At 72.1% G+C, this 19,522-nt stretch carries 18 protein-coding genes, 3 pseudogenes and 1 riboswitch; of the genes and pseudogenes, 16 read left to right on the top strand and 5 right to left on the bottom strand.

Translation table 11 applies throughout. The features are described 5' to 3' along the window. The first annotated feature begins 13 nt into the window (after positions 1–13). A complete protein-coding gene (locus tag IG02_RS0127995; protein WP_030753987.1) occupies positions 14–781 on the top strand; it encodes an SDR family NAD(P)-dependent oxidoreductase in 768 nt (255 codons plus the stop codon). Between the two features lie 435 nt (positions 782–1,216). Next, a complete protein-coding gene (locus IG02_RS0127985) occupies positions 1,217–1,870 on the top strand; it encodes a TetR/AcrR family transcriptional regulator (RefSeq protein ID WP_030753983.1) in 654 nt (217 codons plus the stop codon). A gap of 44 nt (positions 1,871–1,914) precedes the next feature. Here IG02_RS0127985 and IG02_RS0127980 read toward each other — a convergent pair whose 3' ends face one another. Further along, complete coding sequence (locus tag IG02_RS0127980; RefSeq protein ID WP_030753981.1) at positions 1,915–3,150, bottom strand: cytochrome P450; 1,236 nt, start codon at positions 3,148–3,150, stop codon at positions 1,915–1,917. A gap of 216 nt (positions 3,151–3,366) precedes the next feature. On the opposite strand from IG02_RS0127980, the pseudogene IG02_RS43135 reads away from it, so the two are divergent. From IG02_RS43135 to IG02_RS0127955, 4 genes and pseudogenes are all read left to right on the top strand, one after another. Further along, positions 3,367–3,516 (top strand): annotated as a pseudogene (locus IG02_RS43135) (cysteine hydrolase); the annotation flags it as partial. Positions 3,517–3,699: 183 nt separating this feature from the next. Further along, the gene (locus IG02_RS0127965; RefSeq protein ID WP_078854891.1) at positions 3,700–4,320 is read left to right on the top strand and encodes a MarR family winged helix-turn-helix transcriptional regulator; all 621 of its coding nucleotides are present in this window, start codon (positions 3,700–3,702) and stop codon (positions 4,318–4,320) included. 141 nt (positions 4,321–4,461) lie between these two features. Further along, the gene (locus tag IG02_RS0127960) at positions 4,462–5,178 is read left to right on the top strand and encodes a response regulator transcription factor (RefSeq protein ID WP_030753976.1); all 717 of its coding nucleotides are present in this window, start codon (positions 4,462–4,464) and stop codon (positions 5,176–5,178) included. Between the two features lie 337 nt (positions 5,179–5,515). Further along, a complete protein-coding gene (locus IG02_RS0127955; protein ID WP_037804478.1) occupies positions 5,516–6,988 on the top strand; it encodes a S1 family peptidase in 1,473 nt (490 codons plus the stop codon). 126 nt (positions 6,989–7,114) lie between these two features. Here IG02_RS0127955 and IG02_RS0127950 read toward each other — a convergent pair whose 3' ends face one another. The 3 genes and pseudogenes from IG02_RS0127950 to IG02_RS43710 form a co-directional block, all read right to left on the bottom strand. Further along, on the bottom strand, positions 7,115–7,489 hold the full coding sequence (locus IG02_RS0127950; protein WP_030753970.1) for a type II toxin-antitoxin system VapC family toxin: 375 nt from the start codon (positions 7,487–7,489) through the stop codon (positions 7,115–7,117). Next, entirely contained in the window at positions 7,486–7,704 is a 219-nt protein-coding gene (locus tag IG02_RS43715; RefSeq protein ID WP_030754231.1) for a type II toxin-antitoxin system Phd/YefM family antitoxin, read from the bottom strand. The genes IG02_RS0127950 and IG02_RS43715 overlap by 4 nt, the downstream gene beginning before the upstream one ends. A gap of 114 nt (positions 7,705–7,818) precedes the next feature. Next, positions 7,819–8,214: pseudogene (locus tag IG02_RS43710) on the bottom strand (ATP-binding protein); the annotation flags it as partial. 189 nt (positions 8,215–8,403) lie between these two features. Between IG02_RS43710 and IG02_RS0127935 the strand changes: the two are divergent. Together IG02_RS0127935 and IG02_RS0127930 are read left to right on the top strand one after the other, a co-directional pair. Beyond that, complete coding sequence (locus IG02_RS0127935; protein ID WP_030753964.1) at positions 8,404–9,276, top strand: helix-turn-helix domain-containing protein; 873 nt, start codon at positions 8,404–8,406, stop codon at positions 9,274–9,276. Continuing rightward, positions 9,273–9,476: a DUF397 domain-containing protein gene (locus tag IG02_RS0127930; protein ID WP_051765825.1), complete on the top strand. Its 204-nt coding sequence runs from the start codon at positions 9,273–9,275 to the stop codon at positions 9,474–9,476. Before IG02_RS0127935 ends, IG02_RS0127930 begins: the two co-directional genes overlap by 4 nt. Before the next feature lie 115 nt (positions 9,477–9,591). On the opposite strand, the gene IG02_RS0127925 is transcribed toward IG02_RS0127930, so the two are convergent. Further along, a complete protein-coding gene (locus tag IG02_RS0127925) occupies positions 9,592–10,779 on the bottom strand; it encodes a right-handed parallel beta-helix repeat-containing protein (protein ID WP_030753961.1) in 1,188 nt (395 codons plus the stop codon). Between the two features lie 289 nt (positions 10,780–11,068). Between IG02_RS0127925 and IG02_RS0127920 the strand changes: the two genes are divergently transcribed. From IG02_RS0127920 to IG02_RS0127885, 8 genes and pseudogenes are all read left to right on the top strand, one after another. Beyond that, complete coding sequence (locus IG02_RS0127920; RefSeq protein ID WP_030753960.1) at positions 11,069–11,338, top strand: type II toxin-antitoxin system Phd/YefM family antitoxin; 270 nt, start codon at positions 11,069–11,071, stop codon at positions 11,336–11,338. After that, positions 11,328–11,498, top strand: a pseudogene (locus IG02_RS37035) (VapC toxin family PIN domain ribonuclease); the annotation flags it as partial. The gene IG02_RS0127920 and the pseudogene IG02_RS37035, both read left to right, overlap by 11 nt. Before the next feature lie 114 nt (positions 11,499–11,612). Beyond that, a riboswitch (cobalamin riboswitch) is annotated at positions 11,613–11,798 on the top strand. Positions 11,799–11,864: 66 nt separating this feature from the next. Continuing rightward, positions 11,865–12,965, top strand: coding sequence for an ABC transporter substrate-binding protein (locus tag IG02_RS0127910; RefSeq protein ID WP_420707797.1), 1,101 nt, complete (start codon positions 11,865–11,867; stop codon positions 12,963–12,965). Positions 12,966–13,129: 164 nt separating this feature from the next. After that, the gene (locus IG02_RS0127905) at positions 13,130–14,218 is read left to right on the top strand and encodes a FecCD family ABC transporter permease (protein WP_030753953.1); all 1,089 of its coding nucleotides are present in this window, start codon (positions 13,130–13,132) and stop codon (positions 14,216–14,218) included. 110 nt (positions 14,219–14,328) lie between these two features. Further along, entirely contained in the window at positions 14,329–15,204 is an 876-nt protein-coding gene (locus IG02_RS0127900) for an ABC transporter ATP-binding protein (RefSeq protein ID WP_234314940.1), read from the top strand. Between the two features lie 79 nt (positions 15,205–15,283). Next, positions 15,284–15,835 carry a GNAT family N-acetyltransferase gene (locus tag IG02_RS0127895; protein ID WP_030753947.1) on the top strand — a complete coding sequence of 184 codons (552 nt, stop codon included), beginning with the start codon at positions 15,284–15,286 and terminating at the stop codon, positions 15,833–15,835. Between the two features lie 231 nt (positions 15,836–16,066). Next, a complete protein-coding gene (locus tag IG02_RS0127890) occupies positions 16,067–17,683 on the top strand; it encodes an ABC transporter substrate-binding protein (RefSeq protein WP_030753945.1) in 1,617 nt (538 codons plus the stop codon). Next, positions 17,680–19,521 carry an ABC transporter permease subunit gene (locus IG02_RS0127885; RefSeq protein ID WP_051765823.1) on the top strand — a complete coding sequence of 614 codons (1,842 nt, stop codon included), beginning with the start codon at positions 17,680–17,682 and terminating at the stop codon, positions 19,519–19,521. The genes IG02_RS0127890 and IG02_RS0127885 overlap by 4 nt, the downstream gene beginning before the upstream one ends. The last annotated feature ends 1 nt before the right edge of the window (position 19,522 follow it).

Raw genomic sequence — 19,522 nt, 5'->3', positions numbered from 1 at the left:
GAAGGAGCGTCACATGAACAGCACGGGTCTTGAGGGCCGGGGCGTCGTCGTCACCGGCGCGGCATCGGGCATAGGCAGGGCCACCGCCCTGAAGTTCGCGCAGGAAGGTGCGAAGGTCCTGGTGGCGGACCTCGACCGGACGGGCGCCGAGGAGGCGGTCAAGGAGATCGAGGCCGCCGGGGGCGTCGCTCTGTCCGTCGTCGGGGACCTGAGCGACCAGCAGGTCGTGGCCGAGGTCGTCGAGCGGGCTGTCGACGCCTTCGGCGGCGTGGACGTCCTGGTCAACAACGCCGGGATCATGGACCGGATGTCCGCGCTCGGCGAGACCGACGACGCCGAGTGGGAGCGGGTGATCCGGATCAATCTGACGGCGCCGTTCCTGCTCACCCGCGCGGTCCTGCCGCACATGCAGGCCGCGGGGCGGGGCTCGATCGTCTTCACCGCGTCCGAGGCCGCCCTGCGCGGCAGCGCGGCGGGCGCCGCCTACACCGCTTCCAAGCACGCCGTCGTGGGCCTGGTGAAGAACCTGGCCGTGATGTACCGGGGGCAGGGCATCCGCGCCAACGCCATCGCTCCCGGTCCCACCGCGACCAACATCCAGGTGGACGCGGGCCAGGACGCCCATGGCCCCGCCGTCGTGGGCCGGTTCATCGGCGCCAACATCGGCCGGATGGGTACGGCGGAGGAGCAGGCCGCCGCCATCGTCTTCCTGGCCTCCGACGCCGCCTCCTTCGTCAACGGCGCTGTCCTCCCGGTCGACGACGCCTGGGCCGCCGTCTGACGGACGGGCCGCCGGCCGGCGGACGCCCGGGGCGTGCGGCGAGCGCCGGGCGGTCCGGCCCCTTGACCGGGGCCGGGCCCGCGGCCTGAACTGGGACCTGGACCCAACGGAGGTTTGGCCCTAGGACCTGAACCGGGACCTGGACGTGGCCCCGGACCTCGACGTGGCCCCGGACCTGGACGTGGCCCCGGACCTGGTCCGAGCCCGGAGTCGGGTCCGGGGCCGAACCGGTTCGCGGGCGGACGGGGCGCGGTCCGGAAGCCCGAGTGGCGCGCGCGGGACGGACGGCCGCGGCCTCGACGGGGCGTCGCGCAGGTGCGGCGGGTCGTTGCGTACGCTTCCGTCGTTCGACCTCGCCGACTGGGCCGGGGGCTGCGGTGGCCTGTGGGACCCGGCCGTCGCGGAGGAGCGCGATGTCCCGAAGTGGTGGCGATGATGGCAGGCAGGACGAGACGGGACGAGCAGGTCAACGCGACGCGGGAGGCGCTGCTGACCGCGGCCGAGCGGCTGTTCGCCGAGCGCGGTGTGTACGCGGTGGCCAACCGCCAGATCAGCGAGGCGGCGGGGCAGGGCAACAACGCCGCCGTCACCTACCACTTCGGGACCAAGGTCGACCTGGTGCGCGCGATCGTCCGCAAGCACGCCGAGCAGATGGAGGACATCAGGGCGCGGTTGCTGGCCGAGATCGGCGACTCCACCGAGCTGCGGGACTGGGTGGCCTGCGCGGTCCGCCCCCTCACCGAGCACCTGGAAGCCCTGGGCAACCCGAGTTGGTACGCCCGGTTCGTCACCCAGGTCACCGCCGACCCCGCGCTCCGCGCGATCACGACCGAGGAGTCCGCCGACGCCGGCCCGTCAATGCGCATGATGCAGGAGGGGTTGGAGCGGTGCCTTTCCGACCTGCCCGCCGAGGTGCGCGAGGAGCGCGGCGCCATGACGCGTCACCTGATCTCGCAGATGGCCGTCGAACGGGAACGCGCCCTCGCCGACGGCACCCCGACGTCCCGCGCGACCTGGCGGGAGACCGCCACCGGACTCATCGATGTGATCGTCGCGCTGTGGCAGGCGCCGGTCACGCGTGAGGAGTGATCGCCGCCTGCCCGGCCGTCGCGTGGGTTACCGGCGACGGGCGGTCACCAGGCCACGGGGAGGGACGTGACTCCGTAGGTGGTCCCGGTGTGGTCGAACTCCAGGTCCGCGATGTCGACGGCCGGCCGTAGCGTGGGGATCCGGCGGTAGAGGGTGCCGTAGACGACCTGGAGCTCCAGGCGGGCGAGGTTCTGGCCCAGGCACTGGTGGGGGCCGTAGCCGAACGCCTGGTGGTTGCGGGCGGGCCGGCCGAGGTCCAGGCGCTCGGCGTCCGGGAAGGCCTCCGGGTCCCAGTTGGCGGCGTGCAGGTCGAAGATGACACCTTCCCCGGCGCGGATGTGGACGCCGCTGATCTCGATGTCCTCCTTCGCGACCCGGCGCACGCCGGTCTGCACGATGCTCAGGTAGCGCAGCAGTTCGTCCACCGCGCCCCCGATCACCTTCGGGTCGTTCGTCCCGCGCAGGACCGCCAGCTGGTCCGGGTGCTGGAACAGGGCCAGCGTGCCCAGGCTGATCATCGTCGCCGTCGTCTCGTGGCCCGCGATCAGCATGGCCGTGCTCATGTGCACGGCCTCGGTGTGGGTCATGTCGCCGGTCTTGACCCTGCCGCCCATCTCGGACATCACGTCGTCGGCGGGGCCGGCCATCTTCTGGTCGAGGAGGTCGCTCAGATACGCCGCCATCCGCCCGCCCACCTCCCTGACCTCCTCCTGCGGGGCGGCGCTGTCGAGGACCGTGGCGGAGAACTTCTGGAAGAAGGCGTGGTCCTCGTACGGGACACCCAGCATCTCGGCGATGACCAGGGACGGCACCGGCAGGGCGAGCGCGGTCAGCAGGTCCGTCGGGTTCGGGCCCGCGAGCATGTCGTCGATCAGCCCGTCCACCAGCTTCTGGATGGGCGCCCGCATCGCCTCGACCCGTTTGACGAGGAAGGGGCCGTTGACCGAGCGGCGCAGCCGGGTGTGTTCCGGCGCGTCCGTGTTCGTGATCATGCGGGGGGTGAGCGGCGCGATCTCCGCCCGGTGCCGGTTCACGTACGGGAAGCCGGGGTCGAGGTCGTCGTCGCTCAGTCGCGGGTCGGTGAGCAGGGCGCGCTGGTCGGCGTGGCGCGTGATCAGCCAGGGTGTGGCGCCGTTCCAGATCCGGACCCGGCTGACCGGCTGCCGGTCGCGCAGCGCCCGCGCGGCGGGGAACGGCGCCAGCGGGCGTTCCGCCGCCCGCGCCATCGGATACTCGGGCACGGTGTGGGCCGCGCCGGTCACGGGGCAGGTGCCGGTCATGGTGCACTCCTCGGTGATGGGGGCTCCGACGGAACGGAGACCGGGGAAGCGTCGGCCGATCGGCAGGCGCTGTCGGTGACGCGAAGCGCCGGCCGGCCGGGAAGCGCTGGTCGACGGTGTGACCACCCCGCATGAAAGCGGAGCGGACTGACGCCCCCCGGACAGCTCACTGACGATTTCCTGACGTGACGCGGCTCACGTGCCGGGGGAGCGCGTCGTGCCGTCGGGGACCTGGACTTCGGCCTCACCGTCCTGTCCGACGGGTGCCCCGACGCCGATCCGGAGGTGCACCGGGTCCTTGTGGAGAAGGTGTTTCCCGGCCAGGCGGAGGTCACGACCGTGGCCGACTGGGCGGCGGTGCGCTGACGGTTCCCGAGTCGGCACCGTACCCGGGACGGCGGGGCCGGGTGCCGGGGTGCCGGGTGCTGGCGGCCGGCGGCCGGCGGCCGGCGGCCGGTGGTGCCAGGAATGGCGGCGCCGGGCCTGCCGCACGCACACAACCGCATTCCGACTTGCTTGACTTAGGCAAGTTATGAGTATGGTGGTCGCATGCCCACACCGTCACCCGCAGCAGAACCCGTTCCCGCGGCCGTGAGCGACATCGAGCGAGCCCTCTCCCGCATCTCGTACCTCGCGGGCCGGGCCCGGCAGCACGAGCGTCTGATGGCCACGGCCGGGCTGGCGTTCGACAGGGCCGCCGTGGCGATCCTGCGGAACGTCGCCGAGGCCGAGCCGCTGCGCCCCGGGGAGCTGGCGGCCCGGCTGTCCGTGGAGGCGTCCCATGTCACCCGGCAACTGCGGCAGCTGGAGAACGGCGGCTACGTGACCCGCGTCCCGGACCCGGACGACCGCCGCGCACAGCGCGTCCGGCTCACCGAAGCGGGGCTGACCGCGGTCGACCGTGTACGGGAGGCGAGCCGCCGGGGGATGGAGATGGCCCTGGCGGACTGGTCGGCCCAGGATCTGCGGCAGCTCGCCGGGCTCTTCCACCGGCTGGTCGACGACTTCGTCACGCATTCCGAGGGACATGTCGACGCCCGGCCCTCCGCCCTGACCGAACCAGGACCGGGATCGGGATTGGGATTGGGGCCGGGGGCGGCACCGGGGTCGGTGCCCGGACCGGCGCGGGGACCCGGGCCGTCAGGCAGCGGGCCGAAGACGAGGCCGTAATCAGTCAGCGGCAGGGTCGCCCAGGCGTGGGCCCGATCCGGGCACGATTCCGATCCGTGGCACAACCCTGATCGCGAGGCCGGGGCTCCGCGTACGCACCGCGCACCGCGCACCACGAGCACTACACCGAATGGTCTTGTCATGTGGAGCACCCTCAGCGAGAAGCCGTCGCCGCCTCGTGGTGACGGGCGGCACGTGCTGCTCGTCGCCGACGACCCCGGTCCCACCGAACTGGTCGCGACCGCTTTGGAGTTGGCGGGCTACCGCGTGGGGACCGCGACCACGGGCGCCGAGGGGATGGCACGGCTCGCGCGGGACCGCTTCGACCTGGTCGTCCTGGACACCGTGCTGCCGGACCTGGCCGGTCTGGCTCGGGGCCGCCGCGTCGCGCCCATGGACCGTCCGCCCCTGCTCTTCCTGGTGGCGTGCGACTCGATCCACAGCCTCGCCCCCGAACTGGACCCGGGGGAGCGGGACTACGTCACCAAGCCCGTCCGTATCGCCGAGGTTCTGGCCCGGGCGCAGGGCCTGCTGCGCGGCCGGCGCCCCGAACGGTGCGACGGGAAGCCCTGCTACGGCGACCTGGTCCTGGACGACGCCGCCTGCCTGGCCCGGCGCGGTCCAAGACCGCTCGACCTCACACCCGCCGAGTACCGGCTCCTGCGCCACCTGCTGGCCAACGCGGAGCGTGTGCTGTCCAAAGAGCAGATCAGCAGGCACGTCTGGGGCGAGTTCCGCGCGGGCCAGGCCATCGAGAAGCTCGTCTCCCGTCTGCGGTCCAAGGTGGACCGGGAAGGGCCCGCGCTGATCCACACCCGCCGGGGCTTCGGCTACTGGCTCGGCGTCTCCGGCGCTTGAGGCCGGAGACCTCCCGCGGGTCGTCCGGCCCCAGCGCGGTCAGTTGCTGTGGGGTCTCTTCGGCGGTCGTCACAACTCCCCCTCGGGTGATGTCGGTCGGGGTGATGCCACCGACGGGAGGTGCGGGTGAGGTGGGGGCCGGGTGCGCGGGCCCCACGCTCCCCCCACGGGCCCGCCCACCGGCCGTTACGCCGCTCCGGGGCGCCGGGGACCGGGCGGGGGCCGATTTTTTGGAACTCCGTTTGAACACACCGTGGTTCGGCTCCGTATGAATACCCGAAGCATTCTTCGTCTGCTGCCGGCGAGCGGACTTTCGTCCCCCACAGGAGGTCTTGAGTTGAGCCACAAACGCATACCCAAGCGGAAGCTCGTTTTCGCCGGCGGTGGCGCCGCGGCCATCGCGGCGGCTGCGATTCTGCTGCCCAACGCCAATGCCTCCCAGGACGCGCCGGACACGTCGCCCAAGGCGTTGAGCGCCGCATCCGCGAGCGACCTCGCCTCGCAGCTCGCCTCGCAATTGGGCGAGGCATTCGCGGGCTCGTATTACGACAAGGACAAGCAGCAGCTCGTCATCAATGTCGTCGGTGACAACAACAAGATCGAACTCCGGGCCCAGGAGGCCGGCGCCGTCGTCAGAAATGTCAAGAACAGTACGGCGCAGCTGAAGTCCGCATCGCAGACGCTGAAGCAGCAGGCGACCATTCCGGGCACCGCCTGGTCCGTCGACCCGAAGACCAATCAGATCCAGGTCACGGCGGACCGTACGGTCACCGACGAGAACTGGACGAAGCTGGAGTCCACCGTCCAGTCGCTGGGCCAGGACGTGGCCCGGGTCAAGCGGTCGCAGGGCGAGTTCACGACGTTCGCCGAGGGCGGCGACGCGATCTTCGGCGGCGGCGCGCGCTGCTCCCTCGGCTTCAACGTCACCACGCAGGACGGCGCCCCCGGCTTCATCACGGCGGGCCACTGCGGTGTCGCCACCGAGGCGTGGTCGGACGCCCAGGACGGGGAGCCGGTGGCCACGATCCAGGCCGCGACCTTCCCGGGCGAGGGTGACTTCGCGCTCGCCACGTACGACGACGCCGCGACCGAGGCCACGTCCACGGTGAACACCGGCGACCAGGTCGTGGACATCAACGCGGCGGTCGAGGCGCAGGTCGGCCAGGACGTCATCCGCATGGGCAGCACGACCGGCCTGAACGACGGTACGGTCACGGGCCTCGACGCCACCGTCAACTACGCGGAGGGCACGGTCACCGGCCTCATCCAGACCGACGTCTGCGCCGAGCCGGGCGACAGCGGCGGCCCCCTCTTCACGGCGGACGGCGGCGCCGTCGGCCTGACGTCGGGCGGCAGCGGCGACTGCACGGTCGGCGGGGAGACCTTCTTCCAGCCGGTGACGACGGCCCTGGCGGCGGTCGGCGCCCAGATCGGCGCGGGCGACGCGGGCGGCGGCGCCGGTGAGGGTGGCGCCGGTGACGAGGGCGCGAACGCGGGCGCGGGCGACGAGGGCGCCAACGCCGGTGCCGGCGACGAGGGCCTGAACGGCGGCGCCGGTGAGGAAGGCGGCGCGGGTGCCAACGCGGGCGTTGGTGACGAGGGCCTGAACGGCGGCGCGGGCGCGGGTGACCAGGGCCAGGGACAGGGCGACGCGGGAGCCAACGCGGGCATCGGCGACCAGGGCCAGGGTGACAACGGCGAGGGAGCCGTCGGCAACAACGGCGGCGCCGCGGGCAACGGCAGCGGCAACGGAGTCGGCGACGCCGGCGACGGAAGCGGCAACGGCAGCGCCTCCAACAACGGTTTCTGACCCGGCGGGCACCACCCACGCCCACCGAGTGGCATCAGCACACCGATGACGGGCGAAGACCTCCGTGTACGGGAGTCCCACGACTCCGGCACACGGAGGTCTTCGTCGTTCGGCGCCGTTCGTGACTCAGGCGGTCATGACCTGCACGTCGTACTCAGGGATCCACTTGTCCCGTGTCACGAGTGTCATCCCTTCGACCTGAGCCTGCGCGACCAGTATCCGGTCGAAGGGATCGCGGTGGTGTGCCGGAAGCCGGCCCGCGCGCACCCCGTGCCCGGCAGTGACGGGCAGGCCGCCGAACTGGCAGTCCCGTACGCGCTCAGCGAGGTCCTCCGGCCCCTTCAGCTCCCCGAGAGACTGCTTGACGGTGATCTCCCACGGGGTGACCGCGCTGACGTGTACAGCGGGCTCCGTGTCCAGCAGATCCTTCACCTCGTCGGACAACTCGGGCGAGTCGTCCAGCCACCACAGGACCACATGAGTGTCGAGAAGCAGTTTCATCGGAGCATTCCGAAAGCGTCGGCGAGGTCATCGGGCAGATCGTCGAAATCGTCGGGGATGTGGACGCGTCCACGCAGGGAGCCCCGACCGGTCCGCTTCACTTTGGGGCGCAGCGGCACCACTTTGGCCACGGGCTCTCCCGCTTTGCTGATCACTACCTCTTCGCCGGTCGCGACCTGTTCCAGGATTCGCGAAAGGTGGGTCTTGGCATGCAGGCCGCGAACGGTGTGCCACTCGCCCCAGACTCGCACGCGCTGCCCCGCCCGGACCGTGATCGCGGCAACCTCGGTCTCCTCGGGCTCCGGCGCGATGTCCGGCGCCTTGAGCTCTGCCCAGACCGTCTTTCCGATGCCGCTCGGGCGCGGCTCGTATCCCCAGCGGTGGGTCAGTGCGTCCACCAGCAGCAGCCCGCGTCCGCCCGTCTCGTCCTCGGAGGGTGTGCGGACCTCGGGCTTGCCGCCGCCCGCGTCGCCGACCTCCAGCCGCAGGACCCCGTCCTCGGGGAGTCGGGCGATCCGTACCTCCACCAGCCGGTCGCCCGGCACCGGTACGCGTAAGGCGTTCGTCACCAGCTCCGAGAGCACCAACTCGGCCTCGGCTAGTGTCTCCTGTCCGATGTGCCAGCCACCGGCGATGGCGTGCAGGAGGTTTCGGGCTCTGCGGACGCTGCTACGGCGTCGTGCGACGCGAAAGGTGACGTCGCTCGGATCGGACTGCGTTGCCATGGCGCCCCCTGGGGCTCGGTAGCTGCCGGTCAAGTTCCAGCGAGGCGGCGGCGGTTCGCCGTTCGCCGGGCAGCAGCGTGCCCGTGGCGCGCGTACTCGTGCAACGTTGACTGTGGTTTTCGGTGCCTAATTCACTCGTTCGTGAAAGGTGGCGGCGATGGGTGGCGCGGTCCTGATAGGGAGTGACGTATGCCATCCATCAAGCCGTCCACCGTTCTGGGCCGCCAACTCGGCGACGAACTACGTCGTTTCCGCGAGAACGCGGGCTTCTCCACCGCTGCGGCCGCTGAAGTCCTCGACTGCACCAAGGGCAAGATCAGTCGCATGGAGAATGGCCACGTGCCGGTGCGCACCCCTGACCTGACCGCCCTCATCCAGGCGTACGGGGTTGAGGAGCCAGAGGCACGTGAACGTCTGAGTGCTCTCGCGCGCAGGGCCAACCGGCGTCGGCGGGAGGGCTGGTGGCACCAGTACGGGGCTGTGCTCGGCGAGGCGTACCGCGATCAGATCGCGATGGAGGCGATCTGCGACAGCGTTCGCACGTATCAGGTGCAACTGGTGCCAGGGCTGTTGCAGACCGAGGAATACGGTCGCGCGGTGACCGTCGCCTCACGTGCCTGGCAGACGCCTGAAGAGATCGATCAGTTTGTCGAGGTGCGATTGACAAGGCAGAAGCGCCTTGCCGGTGAATCGCCCATGGAGTTCTGGGCTGTTCTCGCAGAGGGAGTTCTTCGCCAGGAGGTGGGTGGGGCCGACGTGATGCGAGCCCAGTTGGAACACATGGTCGCCGTGGCGGAACAGCCCAACGTCACCCTCCAGGTTCTCCCGTTCTCGCGCGGTGCGCACTCGGGTATGTTCGGTCCATACCTGCTGCTCAGTTTTCCGCAGGTGGCATCGCTGGACCTCGTGCTGTCGGAGACTCCTACCGGCAACGTGTGGTTGGAGCGTGAGGAGGAAGTGGCCCGCTACCGGGCGCTCTTCGACGACGCGCGTACGACAGCGCTGCCGCCGACGGAATCGCTGGCACTGATCCGTCGCGCTGCCAAGGAGTACCAGCCATGAGCCACGGAGCCCACATACCGACCGGCGTGCACGGCGTGAAATGGCGCCCGAGTAGCTACAGCGGTGGACAGGGCGACTGCGTCGAGGTCGCCGACGGCGTTCCCGGTCTCGTTCCCGTCCGCGACAGCAAGCGTCCCGCCGGGCCCGTCATCGGTTTCGGCCGCCCCGCCTGGCGCGCGTTCGTCGCTCGGCTGCGCTGAGCCGGGCCCGTACACGACACGACGCGGCCGGTTCACCAGGTTCGCCCGGATGAACCGGCCGGCGTCGCTCGTGTTCGGTGCGCTCGCGCACCGTCCGTCCGGGCGGTCGGACGGGTTACGGCGTCACGCGCTTGCCGCCGAAGGTCACGACCAGGCGGCCGTCCGAGGCGAAGGACCAGGCCGGGGCGCCGGGGTACGACGAGCACCGGGAGCCGTTGGAGCCGGTCCAGAACTGGTTCGAGCTGTTGGCGTCACCGACGGTCTTGTCGTTCGTCCCCTTGCCGCTGCGGCACGAGACGTTGTTGCGGAACACCGAGGTGCCCCCGTCGAACGAGAAGTTGCGCTCCTTGTTGTTGATGCTGATGTTGTCCGAGACGGACATCGTGCCGAGGTTCCTGTTGTAGGTGAACCCGTGCTTGCCGTTGTTGTAGGCGATGTTGCGCCGGATGACGTGGTTGACCTTGATGTCCTCGCCGCCGAGCTTGTAGCCGTTGCGGTCGCCGCTCGAGTTCTGGGTCCCGTCGCTGAGGGTGCCGTTGTTGTAGGCGAAGGAGTCCTCGATGGTCACCGGGCCGATGGCGCCCGTGTCGCTCTTCGTGTAGAGGTCCCAGCCGTCGTCGATGTTGTTGTGGGAGACGGCGTAGCGGAAGACGTTCCCGGAGCCGACGGTGAGCTTCGCGGCGAAGCCGTCGGCGTCCTCGCCGTCGGAGTCGGCGTTGTCGTGCGACTCGGCGCTCAGGACGAGGTTGTTGGACGGCCACTGGTCGCGCGGTGTGTCGGAGGCGATCCGCGAGAGCTGGAGCCCCGTGTCGCGGTTGAAGCGGGTCACCGTGCGCTCGATGACGTTGTCGCTGCCGCCGACGAAGATGCCGTTGTCGCCGGCGCGTTCGACGACGAGGCCGGAGACGCGCCAGAACGATCCGTTCACCGCGAGCCCGCGATTCGCCGTGTTCTCGCTCATCGCCGAGAAGTTCAGTACGGGGGTCTCGCCCGGATAGGCGGACAGCTCCGTGCGGTCGGCCGAGGTGCCGTTGTTGCCGGGCGGGATGGTGACCGTCTTCGACAGGGCGTAGGTCCCGCCCCGCACGTAGATCGTTCCGCCGGGGGAGATGCGGCTGATCGCCGAGGGCAGCGTCGTCGGGGCGGACTTCGTTCCGGCCGCGCTGTCACTGCCGTTCGGTGCCACGTACAGCTCGGTGACGGCCTGGGGCGCGGCCGTCGCCGTAGCGGCCGGGAGCGCCACGGCCGCGCCGGCCATCAGGGCGGCGCAGGCCAGTAAGGACACCGGGGTTTTCGGCTTCATGGGGGGTTTCGTCCTTCCTCGTTCTTCTTCTCGTGGTCGCCTGCGGGGCGAGCAGGCATGGAAGTGCGGCTCTCCATGGATAGAAAGCGCTTACCAAGCTAGAAGTGCGCCATGAGCGCGTCAATAAATGAAGTGCAAAGGAAAAGTCTGGGTGACCGCGTCGCGGCTCGGTTCCTCGGCTCGTGGTGCCCTTTGGCTCGCCCGGGCCCGACGGTCTCTCCTTGTGTGCGGAGAGTCAGGCTGTGGCACTTGGAGGCGCGGTGTGGCACGCCCCGCGTACGGTGGCCATGTGACCGGACAGCCTGAGATTACTCAGCGTGACCTTCGTAACAGGTCCAAGGAGATCATGGATGCCGTTCAGCGTGGACAGGCCTTCACCGTCACACGCGACGGGCACGGTATCGGTGAGTTGATTCCTCTGCGCCGACGCAGGCGGTTCGTCCCTCGCGAGGAGTTCGCCGCGATGTCGCGCACCGCTCCCGATATTTCCCTCGACGCCTTCCGGGCCGATCAGGACAGCATTGCCGAGCAGGAGGCGGACGACCCCTATGCCCGCTGATCACCCGCAGGGGCTGCTCGACACCAACATCATGATCCTTCGGAAGTGGCTGGATCCGCAGGAGCTGCCCGCCGAGATGGCGATCAGCGCCGTAACTTTGGCGGAGTTGTCCGCGGGACCGCACGGGGTGCGCAGGGATGAGGAGCAATCCGATTACGACCTCCTCGCGGTGGTACCCGTAACGCGTCCGAACGTGCTGCACGACAGATGACACCTGGCGCGATTTCCGGAAGCGGCCGGTCGTTGTGACGGAAGCGGCGGCGGGCGTCCCTTGTGATAGCTTGCCGGGGCCAGTCGAACCCATGTACGTGGGTCAGGGAATCCGGTGCGAATCCGGAACTGACGCGCAGCGGTGAGGGTGACGGGCGGGGCATCGGCCACTGGAGCGAATCGGCTCCGGGAAGGCGCCTCGTCCGGGGGATCCCGAGTCCGAAGACCTGCTGGCGGCCTCCGCCTCGTACGTCGTGGCGGGGGAACACCGTACGACTGGGCTCCGCGCATGAGCCCGCGACACAGAGGATCTTCCGTGCCGATCGCGCGTGCCGTCCCTTCCGCCGGCTCCCTCCGCCGCACCAGCTCCTTCCGCCCCGTCCGTTCCGTCGCCCTGTTGCTCGCCGGGGCCGCCGTGTTGCTGACCGGTTGTGGCGGGGGCCCCGCAGGGGGCGAGGGCAAGGGCGGGGGTGGCGGAGCGGTGGCCGGTTATCCCCGTACCGTCGACAACTGCGGCGAGAGGGTGCGCCTCACCGCGCCGCCCGAGCGAGCCGTCTCCCTCAATCAGGGCACCACCGAGATCATGCTCTCGCTCGGTCTCGCAGACCGGATGACCGGGACCGCGACCTGGACCGATCCGCTGCCGGCGGGGCTGCGCGGGGCCGGCTCCACGGTGCCCCGGCTCGCGGACAACGCCCCCTCCTTCGAGAAGGTCCTCGACACCGAGCCCGACTTCGTCGCCGCCTCCTTCGAGTCCACCCTGGGCAAGGGCGGCGTCGCCACACGCGCCCAGTTCCGCGAGCTCGGCGTGCCCACGTACGTCTCACCCTCCGACTGCTCGAAGAACAACGAAGGGGACGGCGACGGAGCCCGTACGAAGCCGCTGACCATGGAGGACGTGTACGGCGAAGTACGGGACCTGGCAGGGGCCTTCGGTGTGGAGAAGCGCGGTGAGAGGCTCGTCGCGGACCTCGAGGCCCGCGTGGCCGGGGCCACCGAGGGGATCGACGCGGCGAAGGCGAGGACCGTCACCGTCCTGTACTGGTTCGCCAACTCCGAGTCGCCCTTCATGGGCGGCTGCTGCGGTGCTCCCGGCATCATCACCCGGGCGGTCGGCGCGAAGAACGTCTTCGACGACACCCACCAGGAGTGGCCCCAGATCAACTGGGAGACCGTCGCCGACCGCGACCCCGACGTGCTGGTGATCGGCGACCTGACCCGGAAGTCACAGACCGCCGAGAGTGCCGCGAAGAAGATCGAGTTCCTGGAGTCCGACCCGGTCACCAGGAACATGGACGCCGTGAAGCACAAGCGGTACGTCCTGCTGAGCGGGCAGGCGATGAACCCCACCATCCGTACCGTCGAGGGTGTCGAGAAGGTGGCCGCGCTGATCCGCCGGATCGCGCCCGCGACATGAGCGCCGTTACGGGCACGGGCACAAGCGCGGGCTCGGGTTCGGGTTCCGGCTCGGGTTCCGGTTCGGGTTCGGGTTCCGGCCCGGGCTCTGGCGGGGGAGCGCGGCGTGGCGTCGACCCGGCCGATGCCCGAGGGGGTCCGGAGCCGGCGTCGGGACCGGGGTCCGTGCCGGAACCGGAGCCAGCGTCGGAGCCGGCGTCGGAACCGGGGCCCGTCCCGGCCTCGCGCCCGCACGCCTCGCGTCGCCTCCGGTACGGCCTCCTCTGGGCCGGTGGCCTCGCCGCCCTCCTCCTCTCCGTCGCCGTGGCCATCACCATCGGCCCCGCCGACATCCGCGTCGGCGACGTCTGGTCCGCCGTCGCCGCGCACCTGGGGTGGGGCGGCTCAGGGCTGACACCCATCCGCGACGGGATCGTGTGGAACCTGCGGCTGCCCCGCACCCTTCTCGCCGCCGTCTGCGGCGCCGGGCTCGCCCTGTGCGGCGCGGTCATGCAGTCCCTCCTCCGCAACCCGCTCGCCGACCCCTTCGTACTCGGCGTCTCCTCGGGTGCCTCGACCGGAGCCGTCCTGGTCGTCGTCCTCGGCGTGGGCGGCGGGGCGCTGTCGGTGTCCGGCGGGGCGTTCCTCGGCGCGCTGGCGTCGTTCGCGCTGGTCCTGCTGCTCAGTCACACGCTCGGCGGCACGATGGACCGGGTGGTGCTCTCGGGCGTCGCCGCCATGCAGCTCTTCTCCGCCCTCACCTCCTTCGTCGTCATGACGTCCGCCGACGCGGAGAGCACGCGCGGCGTGCTCTTCTGGCTGCTCGGTTCGCTCAGCGGCGCCGGCTGGACGGACGTGTGGATCTGCCTGGCCGTGCTCGCGGTGGCGCTGCTGGTGTGCGCGGGATACGGGCGCACCCTCGACGCGTTCGCCTTCGGCCAAGACGCGGCGGCCGCGCTGGGCGTGTCCGTGACCCGCACCCGGATCGTGCTGCTGTGCGTCACGGCGCTGCTGACGGCCGCGCTGGTCAGCAGCGCCGGTGCGATCGGCTTCGTCGGGCTCGTACTGCCGCACGCGGCCCGCGCCCTGGCCGGCCCCGGCCACGCCCGGCTGCTGCCGCTCACGGCGCTGGCCGGGGCGGTCTTCCTGGTCTGGGTGGACACCCTGGCCCGTACGGTGCTCGACCCGCAGGAAGTACCGGCGGGGGTCGTGACCTCGTTGATCGGCGTCCCCGCGTTCGTCCTCGTTCTCCACCGCACCCGGAGGCCCCGGTGAACGCGTCACGCGACACAAGAGAGCGGCGTCCCGCCAGGCCGGCGGAACACACGGAACACACGGAACAGGGGCTCAGGGCCGACCGGGTCAGCCGCGCCGCCGGCGGGCGCATCGTCGTGGACGGCGTCAGCATCGCGCCCCCGCCCGGTGCCACGGTGGGCCTGCTCGGCCCGAACGGCTCCGGGAAGTCCACCCTGCTGCGCCTGCTCTCCGGCGTCCTCGCCCCCGCCTCCGGCGTCGTCACGCTCGACGGCCGCCCGCTGCCCGCGTACGGCCGCCGGCCGCTCGCGCGCCGGATCGCCGTCGTGGAGCAGCAGGCCGACACCCAGGTCGAGCTGACCGTCCGTGACGTCGTACGCCTCGGCCGCGTCCCGCACCGCCGCGCCTGGCCACTCGGCGCCGGCGGCGGGCTCGGAGCGTCCGGTACGTCGTCGGAGGACGAGGCCGTCCGTACGGCACTGGCGCGCACCGGCCTCGCCGACCGGGCCGACCAGTCGTGGCACACCCTCTCCGGCGGCGAGCGCCAGCGGGTGCAGATCGCCCGCGCGCTCGCCCAGGAGCCCCGCGAACTCCTCCTGGACGAGCCCACCAACCACCTCGACATCCAGCACCAGCTCGACCTGTTGACCCTGGTCGCCGAGTTGCCCGTCACCTGCGTCATCGCACTGCACGACCTCAACCTGGCGGCGATGTACTGCGATCAGCTCGTCGTCCTGAATCAGGGGCGCGTGGTGGCGGCCGGGCCCCCGGAGGACGTGATCACCGAGCGCCTGATCGCGGAGGTGTACGGGGTACGGGCCGCCGTCACGCGCCACGCACCGGACGGGCCCGACACACCACGCGGACCGGGTGACGACGCGCCGCGAACCGCGAACCGCCCGTACGTGCGCTTCCTGGGCACCTTGCCCTCGACGCCCTCGACGCCCTCGACGCCCTCGACGTCGCCGACACCGACGAGGCCGCCGACGTCGTCCACGACCCCCTGAGCCCGGGGCCGCCCGTTACGCGCCCGTCCCCACCTGCCAGCCCGCGATCCTTAATGCATATGATGCGCAAGTGCCTCATGTGTCTGATTACCGCATCCGAACCGCGACCCCCGACGACGTCGACGCCGCCCGCGCGGTGATGCTCGACACCGTCTACCGCGACTTCGGTACGGGGTACGTGCCCCGGTGGCACGCGGACATCATCGACCTCTCCGCCGCTTACCTCGAACCCGACCGGCACGCCCTGCTGGTCGCGGTCGACGAGGCCACGGGCGAGGTCGCCGGGACGGCGGCGCTGGACTCCCGGGGGCCGCTCCACCCGCCCAACCCGCGCTGGCTCGCCGAGCGCTATCCGTCCGGCGAGACCGCCCAGCTGCGCCGGGTGTACGTGCGTGAGGCCCACCGCCGCCGGGGGCTGGCCCGCCGGATGGTGCGCGCGCTCCTCGACTTCGCCGTGGCGGACGGCGGTTATCGCTCGGTCTACCTGCACACCGACCCCGCCGTGCCGGGCGCGGAAGGGTTCTGGCGGTCGCTGGGCAAGGTGGTGTGCGACGAGCGGGAGGAGCCCGGTGGCCCGGAACAGGGCGTCCCGCAAGGGCGCACCGTCCATTTCGAGGTCCCCATGGCGTGATTCGGCGCGACGGGCCCGAGCCTGCGCGACGGGCGTGAGCCTGTGCCACGGGGCGAGCCTGCGTCACGGCGTGAGCCTGTCCCACGGCGTGAGCCCACGCGATGGCGCGAGCCCGCGTCCCGCGTCCAGCACCCCGCCACCCTTGATGGAAATGATTTTCAGGTAATCTCTCGTCCGTCTGCCCGCTCACCCGAACGCCTTGTCCATCGCGTAGAGACGAGAACGAGGATCATGCGCTCTGTCCGTCGCCGCCGGCCGGCCGCCGGCCTCCTGTCCGCTTCCCTGACCGTCCTGTCGGCGGCCCTCCTCACCGGTTGTTTCGCGTCCGGCGGCGCCGATGGTGGTTCCGGCGGCTCCGACGGTCTGCCGTCCGGCTCCTCCTCCGGGGGGCGACTGCGCGTGGCGCTCGCCTTCCCGCCGACCGAGAACTTCTCGCCGTACGGTGCCGACGCCACGCTCCTCAGTCGTCTCGGCGTCACCGAGGGCCTCACCCGGCTCGACGGCAACGGCGCGGCGACACCCGCGCTCGCCGAGAGCTGGACCCGGGAGAACGACCGGACCTGGCTGTTCACCCTGCGCGAGGCCCGCTTCCAGGACGGGACCGAGGTCACCCCGGCGGCCGTCGCCGCCTCCCTCACCCATGCCACGCGGGCGAAGCCCCTGCCCACCGCGCTCTCCGGCGTCTCGCTCACCGCCACACCGTCGGGCGACCACCGGGTCCGCGTCACGACCGAGGCCGCCGACCCCGCCCTGCCGCAGCGGCTGGCCGGCCCGAGCCTCGCCGTCCTCGCCCCGAAGGCGTTCAAGGCGGACGGGGCGAACGGAAAGCAGGGCGCGGCCGGCGGCGGTGCGAAGGCCGGGGAGGGCGCCCGTCCCGACCTCGTGGCCACGGCCACCGGCCCCTTCGCCCTCGCCAAGGTCAACGGCTCCGCCTCCGCCACCCTGAACCGCTTCGACGACTACTGGGGCGGCCGGGCCCACGCCTCCGGCATCGACGCGAAGTTCATCGCCGACGGCACCGCCCGTGCCAACGCGCTGCGCAGCGGCGACGTGGACATCGCCGAGGCGATACCCGTCTCGCAGGCCGCCTCCCTCACCGAGGGAACCGCCCGCGAGGTCCCCACCGCCCGTAACACCAGCCTCGTCCTCAACACCCGGAGCGGGGTGTTCGCCGACCCGGCGATCCGCGCCGCCGCCCGCGCCGCGATCGACACCCCCGCCCTCGCCACGGGGGTGTACGAGGGTCACGCCGACCCCGGCCAGGGCCTCTACGGTCCCGCCCTGACCTGGGCCGAGGGCAAGCGCGTCCGGCCTGCCGACCGCGCGCGGCCGGCCTCCGCCCAGGACGTCAGGGCCGCGCTCAAGGGCAGGGCCATCACCCTCGCGACGTACGACAACAGGCCCGAACTGCCCGAGACCGCCCAGGTGCTCCAGCAGCGGCTGGAGAAGGCCGGCTTCACCGTGAAGCTGACCGTCCGCGAGTACGGGCGGCTGGAGAGCGACGCGCTGGCCGGGAAGTTCGACGCCGTCGTCGCCGCGCGCAACAGCATGCTCGACACCGGCGACCCCGTCTCGATCCTCTCCTCGGACTTCACCTGCGACGGGAGCTACAACCTGGCGCTGCTCTGCGACAAGGCGGTGGACCGCGCCGTCACCACGGCCGACGCCGTCGCGGACCAGGGCGAGCGGCAGGACGCGGCGATGGCGGCGGAGGCGCGGATCCTCGGCACCGACGCGGTGGTCCCGCTGGTGCACCAGCGGATCATCGTCGGTGTCGCGCCGTCCGTACGGGGTGTGGACCTCGACCCCTACGAGCGCTCGCTGGTGACCGCCGGCACCCGGCGATGACCGGCGTACCCACCGCCCGTCCCGCCTCCGCCGCGCTCACCGCCCTCTGGCGCCTCACCCTCGCCGGGCTGCTGGTCTGCCTCGTCGGCCTGCTGCCCTGGCTCTCCCGTACCGACCCCGCGCTGACCGTCCTCAAGGCGCGGTCGGCCGAGCGCGACCCCACCCCGGAGGCGCTGGCGGCCGTACGGGACCAACTCGGCCTGGACGCGGGCCCCTTCCGCCTCCTCGGGGACTGGCTCGGAGCCCTGGCGCAGGGCGACGCCGGGCATTCGTGGATCTCCGGATCGGCCGTCCTGCCCGCCGTGGGACAGGCCCTCGGCGTCTCCCTGCTGCTGATGGCCGGGGCCATGGTGGTCGCGCTCTCCACGGCCGCGGCGGTGTGTGCCCGGCCCCTGTGGCTCGGCGCGCGCCGCCGGCTCGGCAGCCCGCGCGCCGGTGGTACGGCCGCGATGCTCGCCGCGCTCCCCGAATTCCTGACCGCGTCGGTCCTGGCCACCGTGGTGGGCGTCCAGCTCGGCTGGCTGCCCGCGCTCGGCTGGTACGGGCCGCGGTGGATGGTCCTGCCCTCGCTGGCGCTCGGACTGCCCGCCGGGGCGCTGCTCGGCCGGCTGCTCGCCGACGCGCTGCCCGGCGTCCTCGCGCAGCCCTGGGCTTCGGCCGCCGCCGCGCGCGGGCTGTCGGGCAGGCGCGTCGCGCGACAGGCGCTGCGGCACTGCGTGCCCGGCCTGCTGCCGAACCTCGGGCTGTTCGTGGTCGGCCTCACCGGCGGCGCGGTCGCGGTGGAGCAGATCTTCGACATTCCGGGGCTGGGCCGGCTCACGCTGGAGGCCGCGACCGCCCAGGACCTGCCCGTACTCCAGGCCGGCACGCTCGCGCTGGTCCTGCTCGCCGCCGTCGCGGGCGGCCTCGCCCGGGCGGCGGCGCGCCTGCTGCTGGGCCCGGCGCTGCGCGACGGCGCCGTACAGTCGCCGCCCCGGCCCGCCCCGCCGGGACGCCGGACGGCGCCGCTGGTGTACGGGGCGCTGCTGGTCGCGGTGGTGGCGTTCGGGCTGGCCCGGGATCCGCTGGGGCTGGACACGGCCGCCCGGCTGGCCGCGCCGTCCTGGGAGCATCCGTTCGGCACCGACGCGCTGGGGCGCGACGTCCTGGCGCGCGTCGCGCACGGGGCCCTCGGCACGCTCGCCGTCGCGCTGGCGGTGAGCGCTGCCGCGCTGGTGGCCGGCGTGCTGCTCGGACTCGTACCGAGGGTGTCGGGCGCCGTCGTGGACACGGTCAACGCCGTACCGCCGGTACTCGCCGGGCTCCTCGTCGCCGGGATCGCGGGCAGCGGACCGGCCACCCCCGCGCTGGCCGTGGCCGCCGTCGCCTGGGCGCCCCTGGCCGCGCACGCCGGCGCGCTGCTGGAGCGGGAACGGGCCGCCACGCACATCACCGCCACCCGCGCGCTGGGCGCGAGCGAGGCGTACGTGCTGCGGCGCGAACTGCTGCCCGCCGTCGTCCCGCCCGTCCTCCGCCACGCGCTGCTGCGCCTGCCCGGGGTGGCCCTGGCGCTGGCGGCCCTGGGCTTCCTGGGGCTGGGCGCGCAGCCGCCCTCGCCCGAGTGGGGCCTGCTGCTCGCCGAGAACCTGCCGTACGCGGAACGCGCGCCGTGGTCCGTGCTGGCACCGGCCGCCGTGCTGGCCCTGCTGGGCGCGCTCGCGGTGACGGCGGCGGGCGGGGTGCGCCTTCCGCGGTACGCACGGGGACGGGGACAGGGCCCGGGGTGGCGTGCGCGTACGGACGTGCCGACGCCGCGACGGCGGCGGCCCGAGCCGAGGCGACACGCGACGGAGGAGTGAG

The organism is Streptomyces sp. NRRL F-5135 (assembly GCF_000719775.1).
GTDB lineage: Bacteria > Actinomycetota > Actinomycetes > Streptomycetales > Streptomycetaceae > Streptomyces > Streptomyces hebeiensis.
Note: the sequence above shows the minus strand (reverse complement) of the source record. Positions and strands in the feature narration are given on the sequence as shown.